10 protein-coding genes are annotated in these 16,721 nt (G+C 51.2%); 8 read left to right on the top strand and 2 right to left on the bottom strand.

Features of this window, described 5'->3' with window-relative positions:
* The first annotated feature begins 295 nt into the window (after window positions 1-295).
* The 6 genes from EV294_RS26100 to EV294_RS26075 all read left to right on the top strand — a co-directional run bounded on the left by EV294_RS26100 (window position 296) and on the right by EV294_RS26075 (window position 8,368).
* Window positions 296-2,101 carry a sensor histidine kinase gene (locus EV294_RS26100; RefSeq protein ID WP_132312246.1) on the top strand — a complete coding sequence of 602 codons (1,806 nt, stop codon included), beginning with the start codon at window positions 296-298 and terminating at the stop codon, window positions 2,099-2,101.
* A complete protein-coding gene (locus EV294_RS26095) occupies window positions 2,098-3,717 on the top strand; it encodes a response regulator transcription factor (RefSeq protein ID WP_132312244.1) in 1,620 nt (539 codons plus the stop codon). Before EV294_RS26100 ends, EV294_RS26095 begins: the two co-directional genes overlap by 4 nt.
* Before the next feature lie 106 nt (window positions 3,718-3,823).
* Entirely contained in the window at window positions 3,824-5,176 is a 1,353-nt protein-coding gene (locus EV294_RS26090) for an ABC transporter substrate-binding protein (RefSeq protein ID WP_132312242.1), read from the top strand.
* Between the two features lie 81 nt (window positions 5,177-5,257).
* Window positions 5,258-6,151: a carbohydrate ABC transporter permease gene (locus EV294_RS26085; protein WP_165930812.1), complete on the top strand. Its 894-nt coding sequence runs from the start codon at window positions 5,258-5,260 to the stop codon at window positions 6,149-6,151.
* Between the two features lie 13 nt (window positions 6,152-6,164).
* Window positions 6,165-7,010: a carbohydrate ABC transporter permease gene (locus EV294_RS26080; protein WP_132312238.1), complete on the top strand. Its 846-nt coding sequence runs from the start codon at window positions 6,165-6,167 to the stop codon at window positions 7,008-7,010.
* 14 nt (window positions 7,011-7,024) lie between these two features.
* On the top strand, window positions 7,025-8,368 hold the full coding sequence (locus tag EV294_RS26075; RefSeq protein WP_132312236.1) for a sulfatase family protein: 1,344 nt from the start codon (window positions 7,025-7,027) through the stop codon (window positions 8,366-8,368).
* Between the two features lie 133 nt (window positions 8,369-8,501).
* Here the strand turns inward: EV294_RS26075 and EV294_RS26070 are convergent, their stop codons facing one another.
* Window positions 8,502-9,311: an AraC family transcriptional regulator gene (locus tag EV294_RS26070; RefSeq protein WP_132312234.1), complete on the bottom strand. Its 810-nt coding sequence runs from the start codon at window positions 9,309-9,311 to the stop codon at window positions 8,502-8,504.
* Window positions 9,312-9,397: 86 nt separating this feature from the next.
* Between EV294_RS26070 and EV294_RS26065 the strand changes: the two genes are divergently transcribed.
* Both EV294_RS26065 and EV294_RS26060 read left to right on the top strand, forming a co-directional pair.
* Window positions 9,398-11,680, top strand: a complete 2,283-nt coding sequence (locus EV294_RS26065) for an FAD-dependent oxidoreductase (RefSeq protein ID WP_347813062.1) — start codon at window positions 9,398-9,400, stop codon at window positions 11,678-11,680.
* Between the two features lie 672 nt (window positions 11,681-12,352).
* Window positions 12,353-15,265: a glycoside hydrolase family 3 protein gene (locus EV294_RS26060; RefSeq protein WP_132312230.1), complete on the top strand. Its 2,913-nt coding sequence runs from the start codon at window positions 12,353-12,355 to the stop codon at window positions 15,263-15,265.
* 188 nt (window positions 15,266-15,453) lie between these two features.
* Here EV294_RS26060 and EV294_RS26055 read toward each other — a convergent pair whose 3' ends face one another.
* On the bottom strand, window positions 15,454-16,347 hold the full coding sequence (locus EV294_RS26055; RefSeq protein ID WP_132312405.1) for a helix-turn-helix domain-containing protein: 894 nt from the start codon (window positions 16,345-16,347) through the stop codon (window positions 15,454-15,456).
* Between the last annotated feature and the right edge of the window lie 374 nt (window positions 16,348-16,721).

The following is a 16,721-nucleotide window of genomic DNA, read 5'->3' as shown; positions in this document are numbered from 1 at the left end:
AAAATGTGTTCATTGATTAGTTCTTGTTCTAATTTAAACTATCTTTATCGTGCAATCGCCGGTATTCCTAGCCAAAATTCGACAAGTGTATTTTTTTGATTTTCAATACAAAGGGAAAAGTGGTTTTTCATCTTTGCAAGTCCTTATGAAATTGCTAAAAAAGCCGAATTAATGAACATAATAGATAAAAATAATTCGCTAATATAATTTTGCGGAAGTTATTGGATTGTTGAGCTTTTACAAGTGCATTCCTCCGTAGGCAACCCCAAATAAGGAAGCGATAAAAAGAGGTGTAATGATGCTGACCAACCTGTTCAACAGCAGAAGCAGCGTACAGCGGAAAATCGTGCTTTCTTTTTTATGCTTTATTCTCTTTCCGCTCAGCTTGTTCAGTTATGCCTCCCTGTCCATATCGAAACAGACGATACGCGAGCGCGCGATTTCCGGAAGTCTCGCGAGACTTGGTCTCATCGCGGACAAGCTCAATATTATGGCTTCGGACTTGTCGTCCATCTCCACGTTGTATTTCTCCAACAGCAGCCTGACCGATTTGCTCAAGACGCCAAGCGGAATCGGCGGCTACGAGGAGAGCACCAAACGCAGCTTCTTCGTTAAAACGATGATTAATTACAAATACGCCTATACCTGGCTGGACTACAATACATCGATATTCGGGATAAACGGCTTTGAGCTCCACACGCTCTATGAAGGGAAGAAAATCGGCATCCATTCGGTCGAAAGCGAGCCCTGGTACAACGATGTCCTAGCGGCAAACGGAAATATCGTCTGGGTAACCAATCCATCGAGCAAGCTGAAGTCCACCGTGGATGATGATTACTATGTATCGGCGATCCGCGAGCTGAAGGATTTCGAATCCGGCGAGATGCTGGGCTTGGTGTTCATCAGCGTTGGCGAAAGCTTCTTGTACGATCAATACCGCGACAGGCTGCAACGGGATGAACAGGCGCTGCTTGTCGATCAGGACGGCATCATCCTCTCGGCTCCCGACAAGAACCAGATTGGCCGCAGTTTTCATGATTATGTACAAGGGAACACAAGCCTGTCGGCGGACAGCGGTAACTTTACAGCGCGTCTCAGCGGGCAGGATATGCTGATGACGTACAATTCCGTCGGCAAAACAGGCTGGAAAATTATCTCTTATACGCCTATTCAATCGCTCTATGCCGACATTACCAAGCTGGAAAGGCTGACGCTTGTCATTCTGATTCTGATAGTGGCCGTATCCATCATCGTATCGTATTTTATCGCCCGCAGGCTGTCCGTGCCGATCCAGCGGCTTGCCCGAAGCATGAAGATCGTTGAAATGGGCGATTTAAGCGAGCGCTCGGCCATTGACCGCAGGGACGAGATCGGGGAGCTCGCCCGCAAGTTTAACAGCATGGTTGCCCGGATCGAACGGCTGAGAGACCGGGTCCGCGTGGAGGAAGAGATGAAGCGAAAGACGGAGATCAGGGCTTTGCAGTCGCAGATTAATACGCATTTTCTGTATAACACCCTTGCCTCTATCCGCTCTATGCTCATGATCGATAAGCCGGAAAAAGTCGATTCGGTCATCGTGGCCCTCGTTAAGCTGCTGAAGCGGACCCTGTCCGAAGAAGGCGAGTATATTCCGGTGGCGGAAGAAGTGGACAATCTAAGCAACTACGTTAAGATCCAGCAAGCCCGCCAGGCTGATCATCTTCGCGTCCTGTTCAACATCGACGAGCAAATCGTTCATGAGAAAATGCTGAAATTCCTGCTGCAGCCGATTGTGGAAAACGCCATTTTTCACGGCATCGAACCCAAATTAGAGCCGGGAACCATCTTGATACGGGGCTACCGGTCTGAGGACGGCGCCATTATATTTCAGATTCAGGATGATGGAGTCGGATTTAAAAACCGTGCATTCGGGGAAAAGGATGCGGATGTGACGGAAACGGTCCTTGGCGAAAGCTCGGGCAAGGGGCTTCGCAATATTCGGGACCGGCTGCTGCTGCATTACGGCAAGGATGCCGGCATGCGCATTATTTCGCGTCGGTCGGGCGGGATGGAAGTAGTGCTGCATTTGCCGGCAGCCGACAGATCGGAGGAGACGCCATGAAGGTATTAATTGTTGACGATGAAGCGCAAATCCGCCGATGGATGGAGGCATTGCTTGCGAAAACGGGACTGGAGCTGCAGGTGCTGGGCACATGCGGCAACGGGGCGGAGGCGCTCGAATTTTGCAGGGTGCACCCGGTAGAGCTTGTCATAACGGATATCCGGATGCCGATCATGGACGGATTGGAGCTGATCAGGAGCCTAAAGGAGGAGAATATCCCCGTGCGGACATTGATTCTGAGCTCTTACGACGAATTCAAATACGCATCAGAAGCTCTAAAATTAGGAGCGGACGATTATATCCTTAAAGCGGAAGTCACCTCCGAGTCGCTTCGCGAAACCGTCAATAAGGCTAAGAGCCGCATGGACGCGGAGAAGCAACGGACAAACGAGGTCCATCAGTTGAAGAGCAGGCTGAACGAGAATCAATATGCGATGAGGGCCAGCTATTTCAATAATCTGCTTCGCGGCGACCAAGCGGCGCGGCGCGATTTTCGCCGCACCATGGACTTGTACCGGACCAAGCTTGCCGATAAGCACGTGATGCTGATGGCCGTCAGTCTGGACGACCGTTCCGAGACTGCCGCGCCAAAAATCGCTGACCCGGGATTGCTGGAGAAAGCGATTCTTAATATTTTGGACGAGACGATAGCGAAAGAGACCGGAACGGGCTGCGCTTTCGCCTACCAGGAGAATCTGTTTGTTATCCTGTGCAACGCGGAGGGTTTCGGCGGAAAAACCGTCCGGGAGAAAGCGATTCGCGATGCCTTCCGGCTGTCGGACAACCTGCGGGACTACCTGCATGTATCGGCTTCGGTCGGTATAAGCGAGCCCCATTATGATTTAAGCGCTCTTCCCCGCCAGCTGAAAGAGGCGCTGGATGCGCTGCGGCAGAGACGCTTTTACGGAAAGCGTAACATCGTGTGGGCCTCCGATACCATGCCAGTGCTGACAAGCGATATTCGAAAAAATATGCAGAACGTGGCCGGCGAAATATCCGGCCATATCGAGATGGGCGCTTACAAGAGCGCTATTCAGGCTTTGACCGTGTTTATGGCCGAAGATAATCGGCTGAAGGCTCTCCCGGAAAGCCATTTCAAAGCGTTTTGCCTGGAGCTGATATTTGCCGTCCTGCATACCGTGCGGAAGATCGAGCAGACGACGGACCAGCTGGACCGTTACCGTTCGGAGTCTTTGCATGAGCAGCTTGGCATACTGAAAACCTATGAGGAGACGAAGGACTGGCTGCTTCGCACGGTCTCCGGCTTGCTCGGAGAGGTTGCCCGGCTGCGCCCGCCTTACAGCGAACCGGTACGCAGCGCCCTTCGCTTTCTGGAGCTTTATTACCCTAACGATATATCCCTGCAGCAAATTGCCGAATACGTCCATTTGAATAAAACCTATCTCTGCGAATTATTCAAAAAGGAGACAAGCTTAAGCATTAACGATTATTTGACGCAAATCCGAATCGAGAGAGCCAAGGAATTGATGGCAGCGGGAGAAAACCGCATGGGAACGCTGGCTGAGCAAGTCGGTTATCCGAACGCCAGCTACTTTACGAAAGTATTCAAGAAGATGACGGGGATGACCCCCGTGGAATACAAGAAACGAAAATAGCGCCAAATGACCCGAAGAAAAGAAAATTGCCGAAGAAAGGATGATTTTATACTGAGAACAAGACAGATGACCTGTCCCTTATAAAAAACTAAGAGGTGGTCGCCCCATGAAAATCAAAAAACTTGCTTTAGGCCTCTCCGCTGTCAGCCTTATGGCTATGCTGGCGGCATGCGGATCAAATGGGAACAATGCGGGAAGCAATACCGGTACGAATGCCGGAGCAGCCGGTGATGCAACAAACGCTCCCAAGAAGGAACAGGTGGAAATTACGTTTGCCAACTGGATTTCGGTGGAGGAGGCGACGAAGGATGCGTACAACAAGCTGATTGCCGATTTCGAAGCGAAAAACCCGGACATTAAGGTCAAATCGCTAGGCATTCCGTTCGCCCAATTCAAGGATCAGGTGCTCGTCAATTCCTCGGGCGGCAATCCGCCGGACGTGACCATGGCGAACCAGAATTTCACCGCCGCGTTTGTCGGCGCTAAAATCGCTGCTCCCATGCAAGATCTAGTAGGCGCGGATCTGATCAACGATATCGTTGATGGCAGTAAATCCGGGGTTACGTATGACGGCAAAGTGATGGCGATGCCTTGGGCGCCGCATCCAAACGCTTTGTTCTGGAACAAGACGCTATTCCAGAAAGCCGGACTTGATCCGGAGAAGCCGCCGGCAACATGGGACGAAATGATTGAGGACGCGAAGAAAATCGCGGCGCTTGGCAAGGATGACAGCGGCAACCCCATTTATGGCATCGGCGAATCCGGGGCAACCGATTCTTATACGGGCAACATGCTTCTGAGAAGCACGCTTGTTTACGACGGCCAATTCAGCGACGCCGGCGGCAAGATCGTATGGGATCAGGGCGATGCGCTTAAGAATGCGCTTAGTTACATGAAGGACATCGTGAATAACAAAATTTCACCTAAAGGCTCGGACATGAAGACGCTTCGCGGCATGTTCGCAAACGGCACGCTGGGCATGCTGATCGACGGGGACTTCGGCCGGACGAACTTCCGCCAAATGAGCGGCAAGGGCGAAGCCTTTGATAAAGAGTGGGGCGTAGCAACCATTCCGGCAGGCGTAACCGGCAGGAGCGAAACGGTATTTACCGAGCATCAGCTGCTTATTACGGAAGGCAGCAAGCACAAGGAAGCTGCAGCGAAGCTTGTAGAGTACCTGGTATCGAAGGACGCGATGCTTATTTATCATCAGACAAACGGCGTTATGTCTTCGCTTAAATCAGTTTCCTCGCTTCCGGAAATGAACGAGGACGATTATGCGAAAGTGTTCAACGAGCAAATGAAAACCGCTTCTCCGCTGCCGGCTTCCAATCCGAAATTCGATAACGCCATGAAGACATCTTCCGATATGATCGTCTTGACGACCGACGGCAATAAGAGCGTCGAGGAAGCCATGTCTGTCGTGATGCCGAAGATCAAAGAGCTGTACGGTCAATAATCACCATGGTTGCAATGGGGGCGGCCGCGAAAGCTGCCCCTTCATTATCGAATTTGTCTAGACCGGATGGAGGGAATACCAATGCCATTTCAATTAAGCAGAGCGCAAAAAAATATCTGCTTCGCCGCGATTCTGCTGCTGCCCGTCGTTATCATTATGGTGCTTACGATCATATCACCGCTCGTTAGTGCCATCTCATTGAGCTTCACCGATTACTCCCTAATGAATCAAGTTCACGAATGGAACAATTTCGCGAACTACAAAGAGCTTCTGGGCTCGTCCGATTTCTATCATTCGCTTAGAATTACCGTTACCTACGTAGCGGCCACCGTCATCATTGATTTATTGCTTGGTTTATTATTAGCGGTATTACTTAACCGGAATATCCGGATGCGCCGTTTCCTGCGCAGCGTCATTATGATCCCTTGGGCTATTCCCACCATCGTAACCGCGCTGATTTTCTTGTGGATCTATCAGCCGGATTACGGAGTGCTCAATTATATTGCGACCAGGCTTGGTTTGATGAAAGAGAACGTAAGCTGGCTGCAAAGCATGGACTGGGCCTTGCCGGCGATTACGGTTGTGGCGGTGTTTAGGCAGACTCCGCTTGTATGCGTCATGCTGCTTGCGGGATTGCAAAATATTTCGGCCAGCTTGTACGAGGCTGCCAAGATCGACGGAGCCAGCGGCTGGAGACTGTTCTATAACGTCACGCTCCCGCTGCTCAAGCCAGTCATTGCCAGCGTTACGCTGATCATGATCGTAAACAACTTTCAGATGTTCACCCTGTTTTTCACGCTGACAGGCGGAGGGCCTGCAGGATCGACGACGTCGCTAGCCATTTTGACCTATGAGACGGCATTCTCGAAGTACGAGCTTGCGAAAGGCTCCGCAATCGGCGTGATCTGGCTGCTCTTGCTGTTTGTCTTCTCCATCTTGTTTACACGCTTCATGAACCGAAATACAGACCATTAGGAGCGCGGTCCTTATGAAAACCATCCAATCGTTTCTCTTTCGAAAAGAAGGCTTAACCTATATTTTGCTTGGCATTTTGCTTATCTTATTTTTGTTTCCCGTCTACTGGATGCTCGTCACCTCTATTCAAAATAACAGCGATTTGATGAAGCTGCCTCCCAAATGGCTGCCCGTTCACCTTGATTTCAGCAGCTATGCCGACATCTTGAGCTCTGATCTGTTCCTTACTTTCTATAAAAACACCTTGCTTGTAGCATTAGGGGCTACGATCCTGTGTATTCTCGTATCGATTCTCTCCGGGTACGCGCTGTCCCGATTCCGGTTCAAGGGGAGCAGCCTCATTACGCTGCTGCTTCTGTCGGCGCAGATGTTCCCGACGGTCACGCTAGTTATCGGCTTGTATTCGCAATACCAGAAGATGCATCTGCTGAATACGCTTTTTGTGCTTGTGCTTGCCGCTACGTCAACGGCGCTGCCGTTCAGCGTCATGCTGATGCGCACCTTCTTTAACGGGATTTCGCGGGAGCTGGAGGAAGCGGCTGAAATCGATGGAGCAGGCAGATTCCGTATTCTGTTCGGAGTTATCGTGCCGTTGTCGAAGCCGGGAATCATGGCGATCGCCATCTATACATTCCTGATTGCCTGGGACGATTTCCTGTTCGGGCTTACGCTAGTGACCGATTTGGACAAAAGGACGCTTAGTCCGGGTCTGTCGCTAACGTTCCTAGGCGAATTCTCGTACAACTGGTCCGGAGCCACAGCGGCAGCTGTAACGGCTACGGTACCGCTCTTGATCGGCTTCCTGTTCCTGCAGCGGTATATGGTCGAAGGGCTGACGGCAGGCGGAGTAAAAGAATAAGGGGGGGCTCATTCATGTCCAAACAACCTAACGTTATCGTTTTTTTCACCGACCAGCAGCGCTGGGATACGTCCGGCCTGCATGGCAATCCGATGAGGCTTATGCCAAACTTTGACCGTGAGGCACTGCTGGGCACGCATCTTACGCATTCCTTCACCTGCCAACCGGTATGCGGTCCGGCAAGATCCTGCCTGCAAATGGGGCAATACGCAACAAAAACCGGCTGCTTCGTGAACGGAATTCATATGCCGGAGGATGCGCCGACGATCGCAAAATCATTCAAAGCGTCGGGCTACGATACGGGATATATAGGAAAATGGCATTTGGCGCCGGAAGAGCCGGTAAGCGAGCGTTATCGAGGCGGCTACGACTACTGGCTTGCCGCTAACGTGCTCGAGTTCTCATCCGATGCTTATAACGCCGTTATGTACGATAACGGCAACAATGCGGTCAAGCTGCCGGGTTACAGGGTAGATGCGATTACGGATGCCGCTATCCGCTATATCGACGATCATCAGGATAATCCGTTCTTCCTATTCCTGTCCTATTTGGAGCCGCATCATCAGAACCACGAGGATAATTACCCGGCGCCGGACGGCTACCGCGAGCAGTACACGGGCGCATGGACGCCGCCTGACTTGGCTGCGCTTGGCGGCAGCGCGCCTTATCACCTGCCGGGCTACTACGGAATGGTGAAGCGTCTGGACGAAGCGTTCGGCAGGCTGATGGATGCGTTAAAGTCGCTTGGTCTTAGGGAAAAGACCATTGTCCTGTTTACGGCGGATCATGGCTGCCACTTCAAGACTCGGAACGGCGAATACAAGCGGTCAGTCCACGATGCTTCGATTCGCGTGCCTACTCTCATTACGGGACCAGGCTTTATGGGGGGACATCAGGTGCAGGAGCTGGTCAGCCTGGTCGATTTGCCGCCAACGCTGCTGGATGCCGCGGGTATTCCGGTGCCGGAGCATATGCAAGGCCGTTCCATTAAGCCTTTGATCAACGGAAATCATACCGCTTGGCCGGAAGAAGTATTTATTCAGATCAGCGAGTCCGAGGTAGGAAGAGCGGTTCGGACAAGACGCTGGAAATACGGTGTTGTTGCAAGGGATAAAAATCCGTATACCGACTCGCATTCGGATCGGTATGAGGAGGCGTATTTATATGACTTGCAGTCCGATCCGTACGAGTTAACAAACCTGATTGGTTATGAATCTCATGCAGGCGTAGCTAACGCAATGAGGAACCGGCTGCTGAAGCGAATGGTGGCGGCCGGGGAGCATGTGCCCGAAATTCTGCTTGCCCCTGCGGTGGCAAGCGGACAAAGAAGCGTAACAGACGATGAGGCGTTGAATTGAATCGAATTTTTTAAATAATCACTGCAAAACGCCGCAAGAAATAACCCCCAGATCAATGGGGGTTATTTCTTTGACCAAACCAAGTTAGCGTAAGCTGATGATCGTATCGAATCCGGTTGTAAAGCGGGGTTACTTATACTCGATGCGACGATCGATATTCGGATGGAGTTACCCCTATTTTAGAGTGGAAGGTTCTGCTTAAATAAAATCCGTTTTCATAACCGCAGACAGGAGCGATTTGGTCCAAAGTAAGCGACGTTTCCTCCAACAGTTTGCACGCTTTCTCCATACGAGCCTGCGTGACGTACTCGATAGGCGTTATCCCAAAAGCGGCGCGAAAACGGCGAGTGAGCTGAACGGAGGTCAAGCCTAGCTCCGCCGCCAATTGGCTGATAGGAATATTGTCGAATGCTTTTTGCAACAGGGCTTCTTTGGCTGTTTTCATTGTTTTATCCAGAACGGCTTTACGAGAGCGAAGCCCGTTTTCAATATCGATATCCCAGTTCGAGGCAAGAAGCCATAGATCATTGATCAGATGCTGCTGGACCGCCAGGTTCGCCTGATCAAAATTTAGTCTGGCTGCGCGCTCCATGAGTTGAAAGGTGCTCCTCATCCGTTCACGGTTATGGGGAGGGACGCTTAATTTTGCTTCGTTTATAAATGGATGGGAGTGATCCAGCATGCTCTGATCTCCCTCGAACGGAGCAATTTGAATGAAATGAAAGGTCAAATCGTCTATGATCTTTCTCTCAAAGGTGGTGTTTGGAGGACATATCACTAAATCCCCGGTAGTCGCTTCGCCTTTAAATTCACCGATTCGATATATAAATATCCCTCTCTCAACAGCGAATATCGTCCATAAAGGGTAGGAATCCGAGTTTAATAAAAAGCGATCTCTGCGCAGCCAATATTTGTGGAAAAGCACTCGGATAGGCGAAAACATGTTATAGCTCCTTTTTACTGAAATAAAGTATATGCTCGATTGAATATAAGTGAATTTTATGAGCGGGCTGGTAAATATATAATGAAATTAGTTGTAAACGAAGTCAAGTACAGGGGGCTCATTTCATGCGACACGAGACAGTAAGATCCGATGTGACCGTTGTTGGCGGAGGGTTGTCAGGCCTTTGCGCGGCGATTGCAGCCGCTAGACTCGGGCAAAAGGTAGCGCTGGTTCATAACCGGCCGGTGCTTGGCGGAAACTCCAGCTCCGAGGTGCGGGTATGGGTATGCGGAGCAACCGGCCATGGCGTGCACCGCTATGCCCGCGAGACCGGCATCATGGGAGAACTCTTTATTCAGAATCAGTACCGCAATCCGGAAGGCAATCCTTATCTGTGGGATGTAACGCTGCTTGAGGCCGTTAGGGCCGAGCCGAATCTTGCGTTGTTTCTGAACACCGACGTGCGGGAAGTGGAAGCGGACGGCGAGCTGGATGACCGCATCATTCGTAACGTGACCGGCTGGATGATGGGCTCGGAGCGCGAGATTACGTTTGAGAGCGAGGTGTTTCTTGATTGCACCGGGGATGGTCTTGTTGGCTTTCTGGCTGGAGCCGCCTATCGGATCGGACGCGAAGCCCGTCATGAATTCGGGGAAGACTGGGCACCGGAAGTGGCCGACGATATTACGCTTGGCAGTACGCTGCTGTTTTACACGAAGGATACCGGCAAGCCTGTGCGCTTTGTTGCCCCTTCTTTTGCCAAGGATATTACGACAACGTCCATTCCGCTTAAGCGCGTCATCCGCAGCGGCGATTCGGGCTGCCATTACTGGTGGATCGAGTGGGGCGGCGAGCTCGATACGGTTCACGAGAACGAGCGGATCCGCGACGAGTTATGGTCGGTTATTTACGGCATTTGGGATTATATTAAAAACTCGGGCAAGTTTGAAGCGGACAACATGACGCTCGAATGGGTGGGCTCGATTCCGGGAAAACGCGAATACCGGCGGTTCCTCGGCGATACGATTCTGACGCAGAATGACGTAATTTCTCAGCGGCCGTTTGAGGACCGGATCGCCTTCGGCGGCTGGTCGATTGACCTGCATCCTCCACAAGGCATGTATGCGTCCGAAAGCGGTTCCAAGCATTTGCATGCCGACGGTATTTACCATATTCCTTTCGGCAGCTTGTACTCCCGCAATGTCAGCAATCTTCTGTTTGCTGGACGCAATATCAGCGCATCGCATGTAGCCTTCGGAACAACCCGAGTAATGGCTACGTGCGCCGTAATGGGGGAAGCGGCCGGCGTCGGCGCTGCCTTGTCGGTGATCAAGGGCATTACCCCGCGCGAGCTCCGTGAGCAGCATATGACCGAACTTCAGCAAATCATGCTGCGTACCGACGCGTCCATTATTGGCCTTCGGAATGAAGACCCGGCTGATCTTGCAAGAAAGGGAACCGTAACGGCTTCAAGCACAAGGAAAAAAATTCTGCTCGATCGACCTGCAGCGCAATGCCGGCTTGCTTCCGATGTCGGCTTACTGTTCCCGAACGAAGGCAGTATCGAAGGGTTAACGCTGCTGGTGTCTGCTTCCGAAGCAACAAGCTTGACCGTTGAACTGTGGGATACCGGTAGGGCTGAGAATTACGTGCCTGCCAATCTTAAGCAAGCCTTGAGCATTCAGGTTAAGGCCGGAGAGAAGCAATGGCTGGATATTCCTGCGGACAGCGAGCTCTTTGGCAGCGAGCCGTGCAATGTATTTGTCATTGTTCGCAAGAATGAAGCAGCCAGCCTGTATACGTCCGCTGTTCCTGCGACGGGCGTACTGGCCTTTCAACGGCGAGCCAAACCAATCGTGAACCCGGATCTGGAGGATCATCAGCCGGATCAACCGGTCATTGAATGGTCGATGCTTGTGCGCAGACCTTTCTGCTTTGCAGTCGGCACAAAAGCTTTTGCGCCTGAAAAAATAATTGACGGTTATACCCGTCCATATGGCGGACCTCATCTTTGGGTATCCGAGCCGCTTACGGATGGCCATGAGGAGTGGGTGGAGGTTGCCTTAGACCGTCCTGCGAACGTGAAGGAAATACATCTTACGTTTAACGATGATGTGAATGAGGACCTCATCAACCTCCATCACCATGAGACTCCGTTCCTCGTCATGCCTGAACTGGTAAAGTCGTATGACGTTCAGGCATGGGCAAACGGCGAGTGGATTACGGTCGCAAGAGATAACGAGAACCGTACTCGCAAAAAAATCCATACCCTGGATAAGCCGGTGCGTACAGACCGCATACGGACGGTCGTAAAGGAAACAAACGGCAGTGAACGTGCCGAAGTGATTGAAATGCGTATTTATGAATAAGTTATCTTAAAGAAAAACAGGGTGGAATCGGCTGATTCCATCCTATTTTTTGTCCGCATAGCGGCCTGTCACGCTTGCTTTACGCTTGTCCGCTTGTTAGCGCCTGACTCCAGATCATCGCTGTACACGATAGACTTTTACTGAGCAGCCGTTTCGGGTTCAACAATGGCTCAATGGTGAGTACATCGATACTATTCGCTCCCTTGCTGTTACTCTGATTAAAACACAAAAACCCGTAAGACGGACACTTTTTTCAAAGTGTCTATCTTACGGGTCACATTTCAGTCCCCGGGGCTGTATTTATTTGAAAATTACCTTCAAAAGGGTGTCTAGCTATCTTGAAAATAGGGATCCGCCTTCTAATGTTACTATTTTTTTTCTTGAAAAACTTGCTTTCTATTTAAACAGGAATTATTAATATGGAAGCTTAATTCTTCCTTCGATTCCAGCTTCACCGGCTTGAGCAAGTAGGGTGATCCAGACTTGGTTCGTTAAGGCCTGTTCAATGTCTATATTATGCTAGTAAAAGACCAAAAAATCGAGGTTTGCTTGTCATTTTTGAACTAGAATGCTAGATGACAATCAACCGCCATCAACTGCTCCTTTAAAGCTGTAGCCAAGGGTGATGGTGATGTGAGAGATATTTATATTATTTCCGAGGAGCGTGAGAAAATGACAATCGAAAAGAACTACCTTTATTGGGATTTCAATGCGCCTCTCGAGGACCGCGTGAACGACTTGATTGCCCAACTGACTCTGGATGAGAAGATTGAGCTTATGCCGCAGTACCAGATCGCAATAGAGCGTCTAGGGATACAAGCGTACAAGCATGGCACGGAGGCCGCACACGGCATGGCTTGGCTCGGAGAAGCGACGAGTTATCCTCAGCCGATCGGTCTCGCTTGTACATGGGATAGCGGGTTGCTAAAGAGAATCGGCAGCGCGATTGGAGACGAAGCTCGCGGCTTTTATAGGCAGAATCCGAATTTTAACGGCTTGACGCTGTGGGCGCCGACGGTTGATTTGGAGCGGGACCCTCGGTGGGGTCGGACGGAAGAAGCGTATGGCGAGGATCCGGTTTTGGCCGGCAAACTAGCCGCTGCGCTCACGCAAGGCATTCAGGGAGACCATCCTTTTTACTTGAAGGCCGTTGCCACGCTAAAACATTTTATCGGCAACAACAATGAAGAGGGAAGAGGCGATACATCTGTCAGCCTTGATCCACGCAACCTGCGCGAATATTACTTGAAGGTATTCGAGATCCCGTTCAAAGAAGGCGGAGCCCAGTCGATGATGACGGCATACAATGCGGTCAACGGAGTGCCGGCGAATCTCAGCGAGCTCGTGATAGATGTCGTTAAACGCGAATGGGGAATGAACGGCTTTGTCGTTAGCGATGCTTTCGACGTAACGGGCACCATGCGGGATCATCACTACGTAGAGACGCTGAAGGAAGCGGTGGCCCGGTCGATCCGGGAAGGCGGAATCGACAGTATTACGGACGAAGCGGCAGTAGTAACGGAGGCGATCCGCGAAGCGTTAAAGGACGGGCTGTTGACAGAAAATGATCTGGATGCCGCTCTTAGGAACACGTTTCGCGTTCGTTTCCGGCTCGGGGAGTTCGACCCGTTGGAACGGAATCCGTATGCCGCGATCGACGAATCGGCGATCCTCCATCCAGAGCACGCGGAGCTTGCGAGGGAGGCCGTGCAGAAAGCTGTCGTGCTGCTCAAGAACGACGGGCAGACGCTGCCGCTGCAGGCTGACAAGCTAAGCAAGGTTGCCGTCATCGGCCCGCTTGCTGATGTTGTTTATCGCGATTGGTACAGCGGTTCATTGCCATACGCGGTTACCCCGCTGCAGGGAATCCGCGAGAGGCTGGCAGCGGAGGGGAAAGGCGCCGAAACGTCATACACCGCCGGCACCGATCGCGTGCGCATGAAGGCTGTACGCAGCGGACGGTATGTCCGGCTCAGCGAAGATTCAAAGGCATCTCTCGCTGCTCGCGCGGAGAGGCCCGAAGAAGGCGACATTTTCGAAATATCGGACTGGGGCTGGGGCAGCCATACATTAATTGCGCTGCGCAATAGCCTCTTTGTCACAACGGACGACAAGAATTTGCAAGCGTCGGCTCATCGGATTTGGGAGTGGTTTACGAAGGAAGTGCTCCAGATCCGGCCTGTAGACGAGGACAGTTCGCTAATTACAGTCTCGACCTGGAACGGAACGCCCGTAACGGTTGACGATGAGTCAGGTGTCCTGCTCGTCGGTGACGGTCAAGCGGCTGAGATGGCGAACGATATTAACGTCGGAGGCGTTGCGGAGGTTGGCGGTTTAGTTGTTGGAACGCAAGCCGACACGTTCGAGTTTGAATGCGTGTCGAGCGGCTTGGACGCGGCTGTCGAATCGGCTCGCGGCGCCGATGCGGCGATCGTGTTTGTCGGCAATCACCCGCTCATTAACGGCAAGGAGACGATGGATCGGCCCGATATCACGCTGGCGGAATCGCAGGAAAAGCTGGCGCTTGCGGTAATTGAGGAGAACCCCAACACGATTGTAGTGGTCGTCGGCAGTTACCCGTTCGCCTTGAACGCTTTGCAGGAGAAGGCGAAGGCGATCATCTACACCTCCCATGCGGGTCAGGAACTCGGCCGTGCTGTTGCGGACGTTCTGTTCGGCGATGTCAATCCCGCAGGGCGAGTGAACATGACGTGGTACAAGTCCGTCGATCAACTTCCGCCATTCATGGACTACGACATCATCCGTGGCTGCCGAACGTATCAATATTTTGAAGGCGAACCGCTGTATCCGTTCGGACACGGCCTTTCGTACAGCGACTTCCGTTACGAAGCCTTGCAGTTGTCGCCCAGCAGCGCTGAGGCTGGGACAGACACGGCAGTCCAGGTTTCCTGCCGTGTGACGAACATAAGCGACCGTGAGGGGGAAGAGGTCGTGCAGCTCTATTCACGTGCAGACAAATCCCGAGCCAAGCGCCCGCGCCTTCAACTGGCGGACTTCAAACGCATCGCCTTGTCTCCGGGAGAGTCTGCGGAGGTGACGTTCCAACTGCAGCTCGAATCGCTGGCTATTTGGGATGTAACGCGCGACCGATTCTGCCTGGAAAGCGGAACGTATACAATCATGCTCGGCGCTTCTTCCGCCGATTTGCGGCTTGAAGGCCGCCTTACAGTCGCGGGGGAGACGATTCCGCCGCGTGATCTTCAGAGAGTGACGCGGGCCGTAAACTACGATGCGTATCAAGGCATTCATCTCGGTGAATGCATCGAAGGCGGAAGCGCCGCAGCCGTAAACGGCGATAAGGGCTGGCTAGCATTCCATGATGCGGAACTCGGCGCAGGGATCTCCGCGGTCGAGCTGCGGGCAGCCGCCACGGAGGATGCTGTGGTTGAAGTGCGGTTGGATGGACCGGACGGTCCAATCGCAGGCAAATGCAAGATTCCGGCTGGCGGAGAAAAGGACTGGCGGAGCTTCACTTGCGGGTTGACAGGCGCCTCCGGCAGGCGCGACGTGTACCTAATTCTGAATGGACCTGTGTCTCTCTCTTGGTTCCGGATGATGGCTTGAAAACTTGCCTTATGGAATTAAACTAAATATTCCAGTTGGGCCTAAAAAGGCGCCCCGGTATATGTTTTATTGACATGTACCGGGGCGCCTTTTGTAATTTGCAACACAAACCTAATAGGAGAAAACTTCAATTGAAGTACTTCGAAGATGAGCGACCGCGTCTAGTGGAAGGTTTTATGGTAAAAAAATCACTGGCCTTGTCGAAAAGCCTTGGGTGAAAGTCCATAGGTTTTGGAAAACTTACGAGTGAAATAATTGCTGTCGTTAAAGCCGCATTCGTATGAAATTTTCGTGATGGGGAGTCCGCTTTGCCTTAACAACATACGCGCCCGCTCCAAACGAAGTCGTTGCAGGTATGAAATAGGCGTCGTTTGGTAATAAGACTGAAAAATCCGATTCAGATGCCGAACCGAAATATTGGATCTGGCCGCGATTTCCTCCAGAGTAAGAGGCTCAAGATAACGGTCTTCAATATAGGAGACCGCATTCGCCAAATGCATCAGATTGCTGTCCGTGCCATTCTCCTGATTGTCATACTGTCTGGACAAATAGACGGCCAGTTCCATAAACCGGGAATTGAGCATGGTCTGATAGCCTTGCTGCTTGTCGTTATATTCGTTGATCATTTCGGCGATTATCGAGGAGACGTGTTCCAAGCTTGGAATCGACAAACTAAGCCCGCTTTGAAAAGAATGAATATTGCGATAAAACGGCTCCAAAACAAAAAGGGCCTGAAAGCCGTTGGAGTTGCTTAAATCCGGACCGGCGCTTCGAAGGATTTCGGGCCGGAACATAATATTGCAAATTTTAAATTCATGCGGATTTTGGTAAGCATGGAAGGTAGGACCGTTAATGACAAATACGTTCCCCTTTTTAATAAAATAGGTTTCGGAATTGACGATATGCGTAGCGTTCCCGTTCAGTACAATTACGAGTTCGGTGAAGTCATCATGCTTATGAAGACCCGTATCCTCATTGTGCCCGCCATACTGAATAAAAAACGGAAATTCCTTGTCTTTGGTAAACCAGTTCAAATAAACGCTATCCGCGATATCGCCCTTAATTGACGCCAGCTTTTTCATGGAGTTCGAATTCATACTGCTTCCTCGCACGTTTGACATCCAACAATCCCCCTTTTTCTGTAGAAGTTGTATGCGCTGTCATTTTTATTTTAGCTGTGCGAAATGGCTGATCATACAACCAAAAATGCACTAAAAAACATATTAAAAATCGTTATTTAAGCCTTCTGGTTCCGATTTGCATTTACAGATATGGTGATTTGATATCACGGATTTTAGGATAACGGGAGAATGACTAAATCATGCTATACCGATGTCTATAAATTGAAGGTTTGTATCCACTTTTTACAATATGATTTTAAAAGAGCAAGGAGGGACACGATGCGGATTTCGTCCCATACAAGATGTGCAAAGAATTTGACACCGCTTACAATTGC

The sequence above is a fragment of the Paenibacillus sp. BK033 genome (assembly GCF_004345425.1).
Classification (GTDB): domain Bacteria; phylum Bacillota; class Bacilli; order Paenibacillales; family Paenibacillaceae; genus Pristimantibacillus.
Note: the sequence above shows the minus strand (reverse complement) of the source record. Positions and strands in the feature narration are given on the sequence as shown.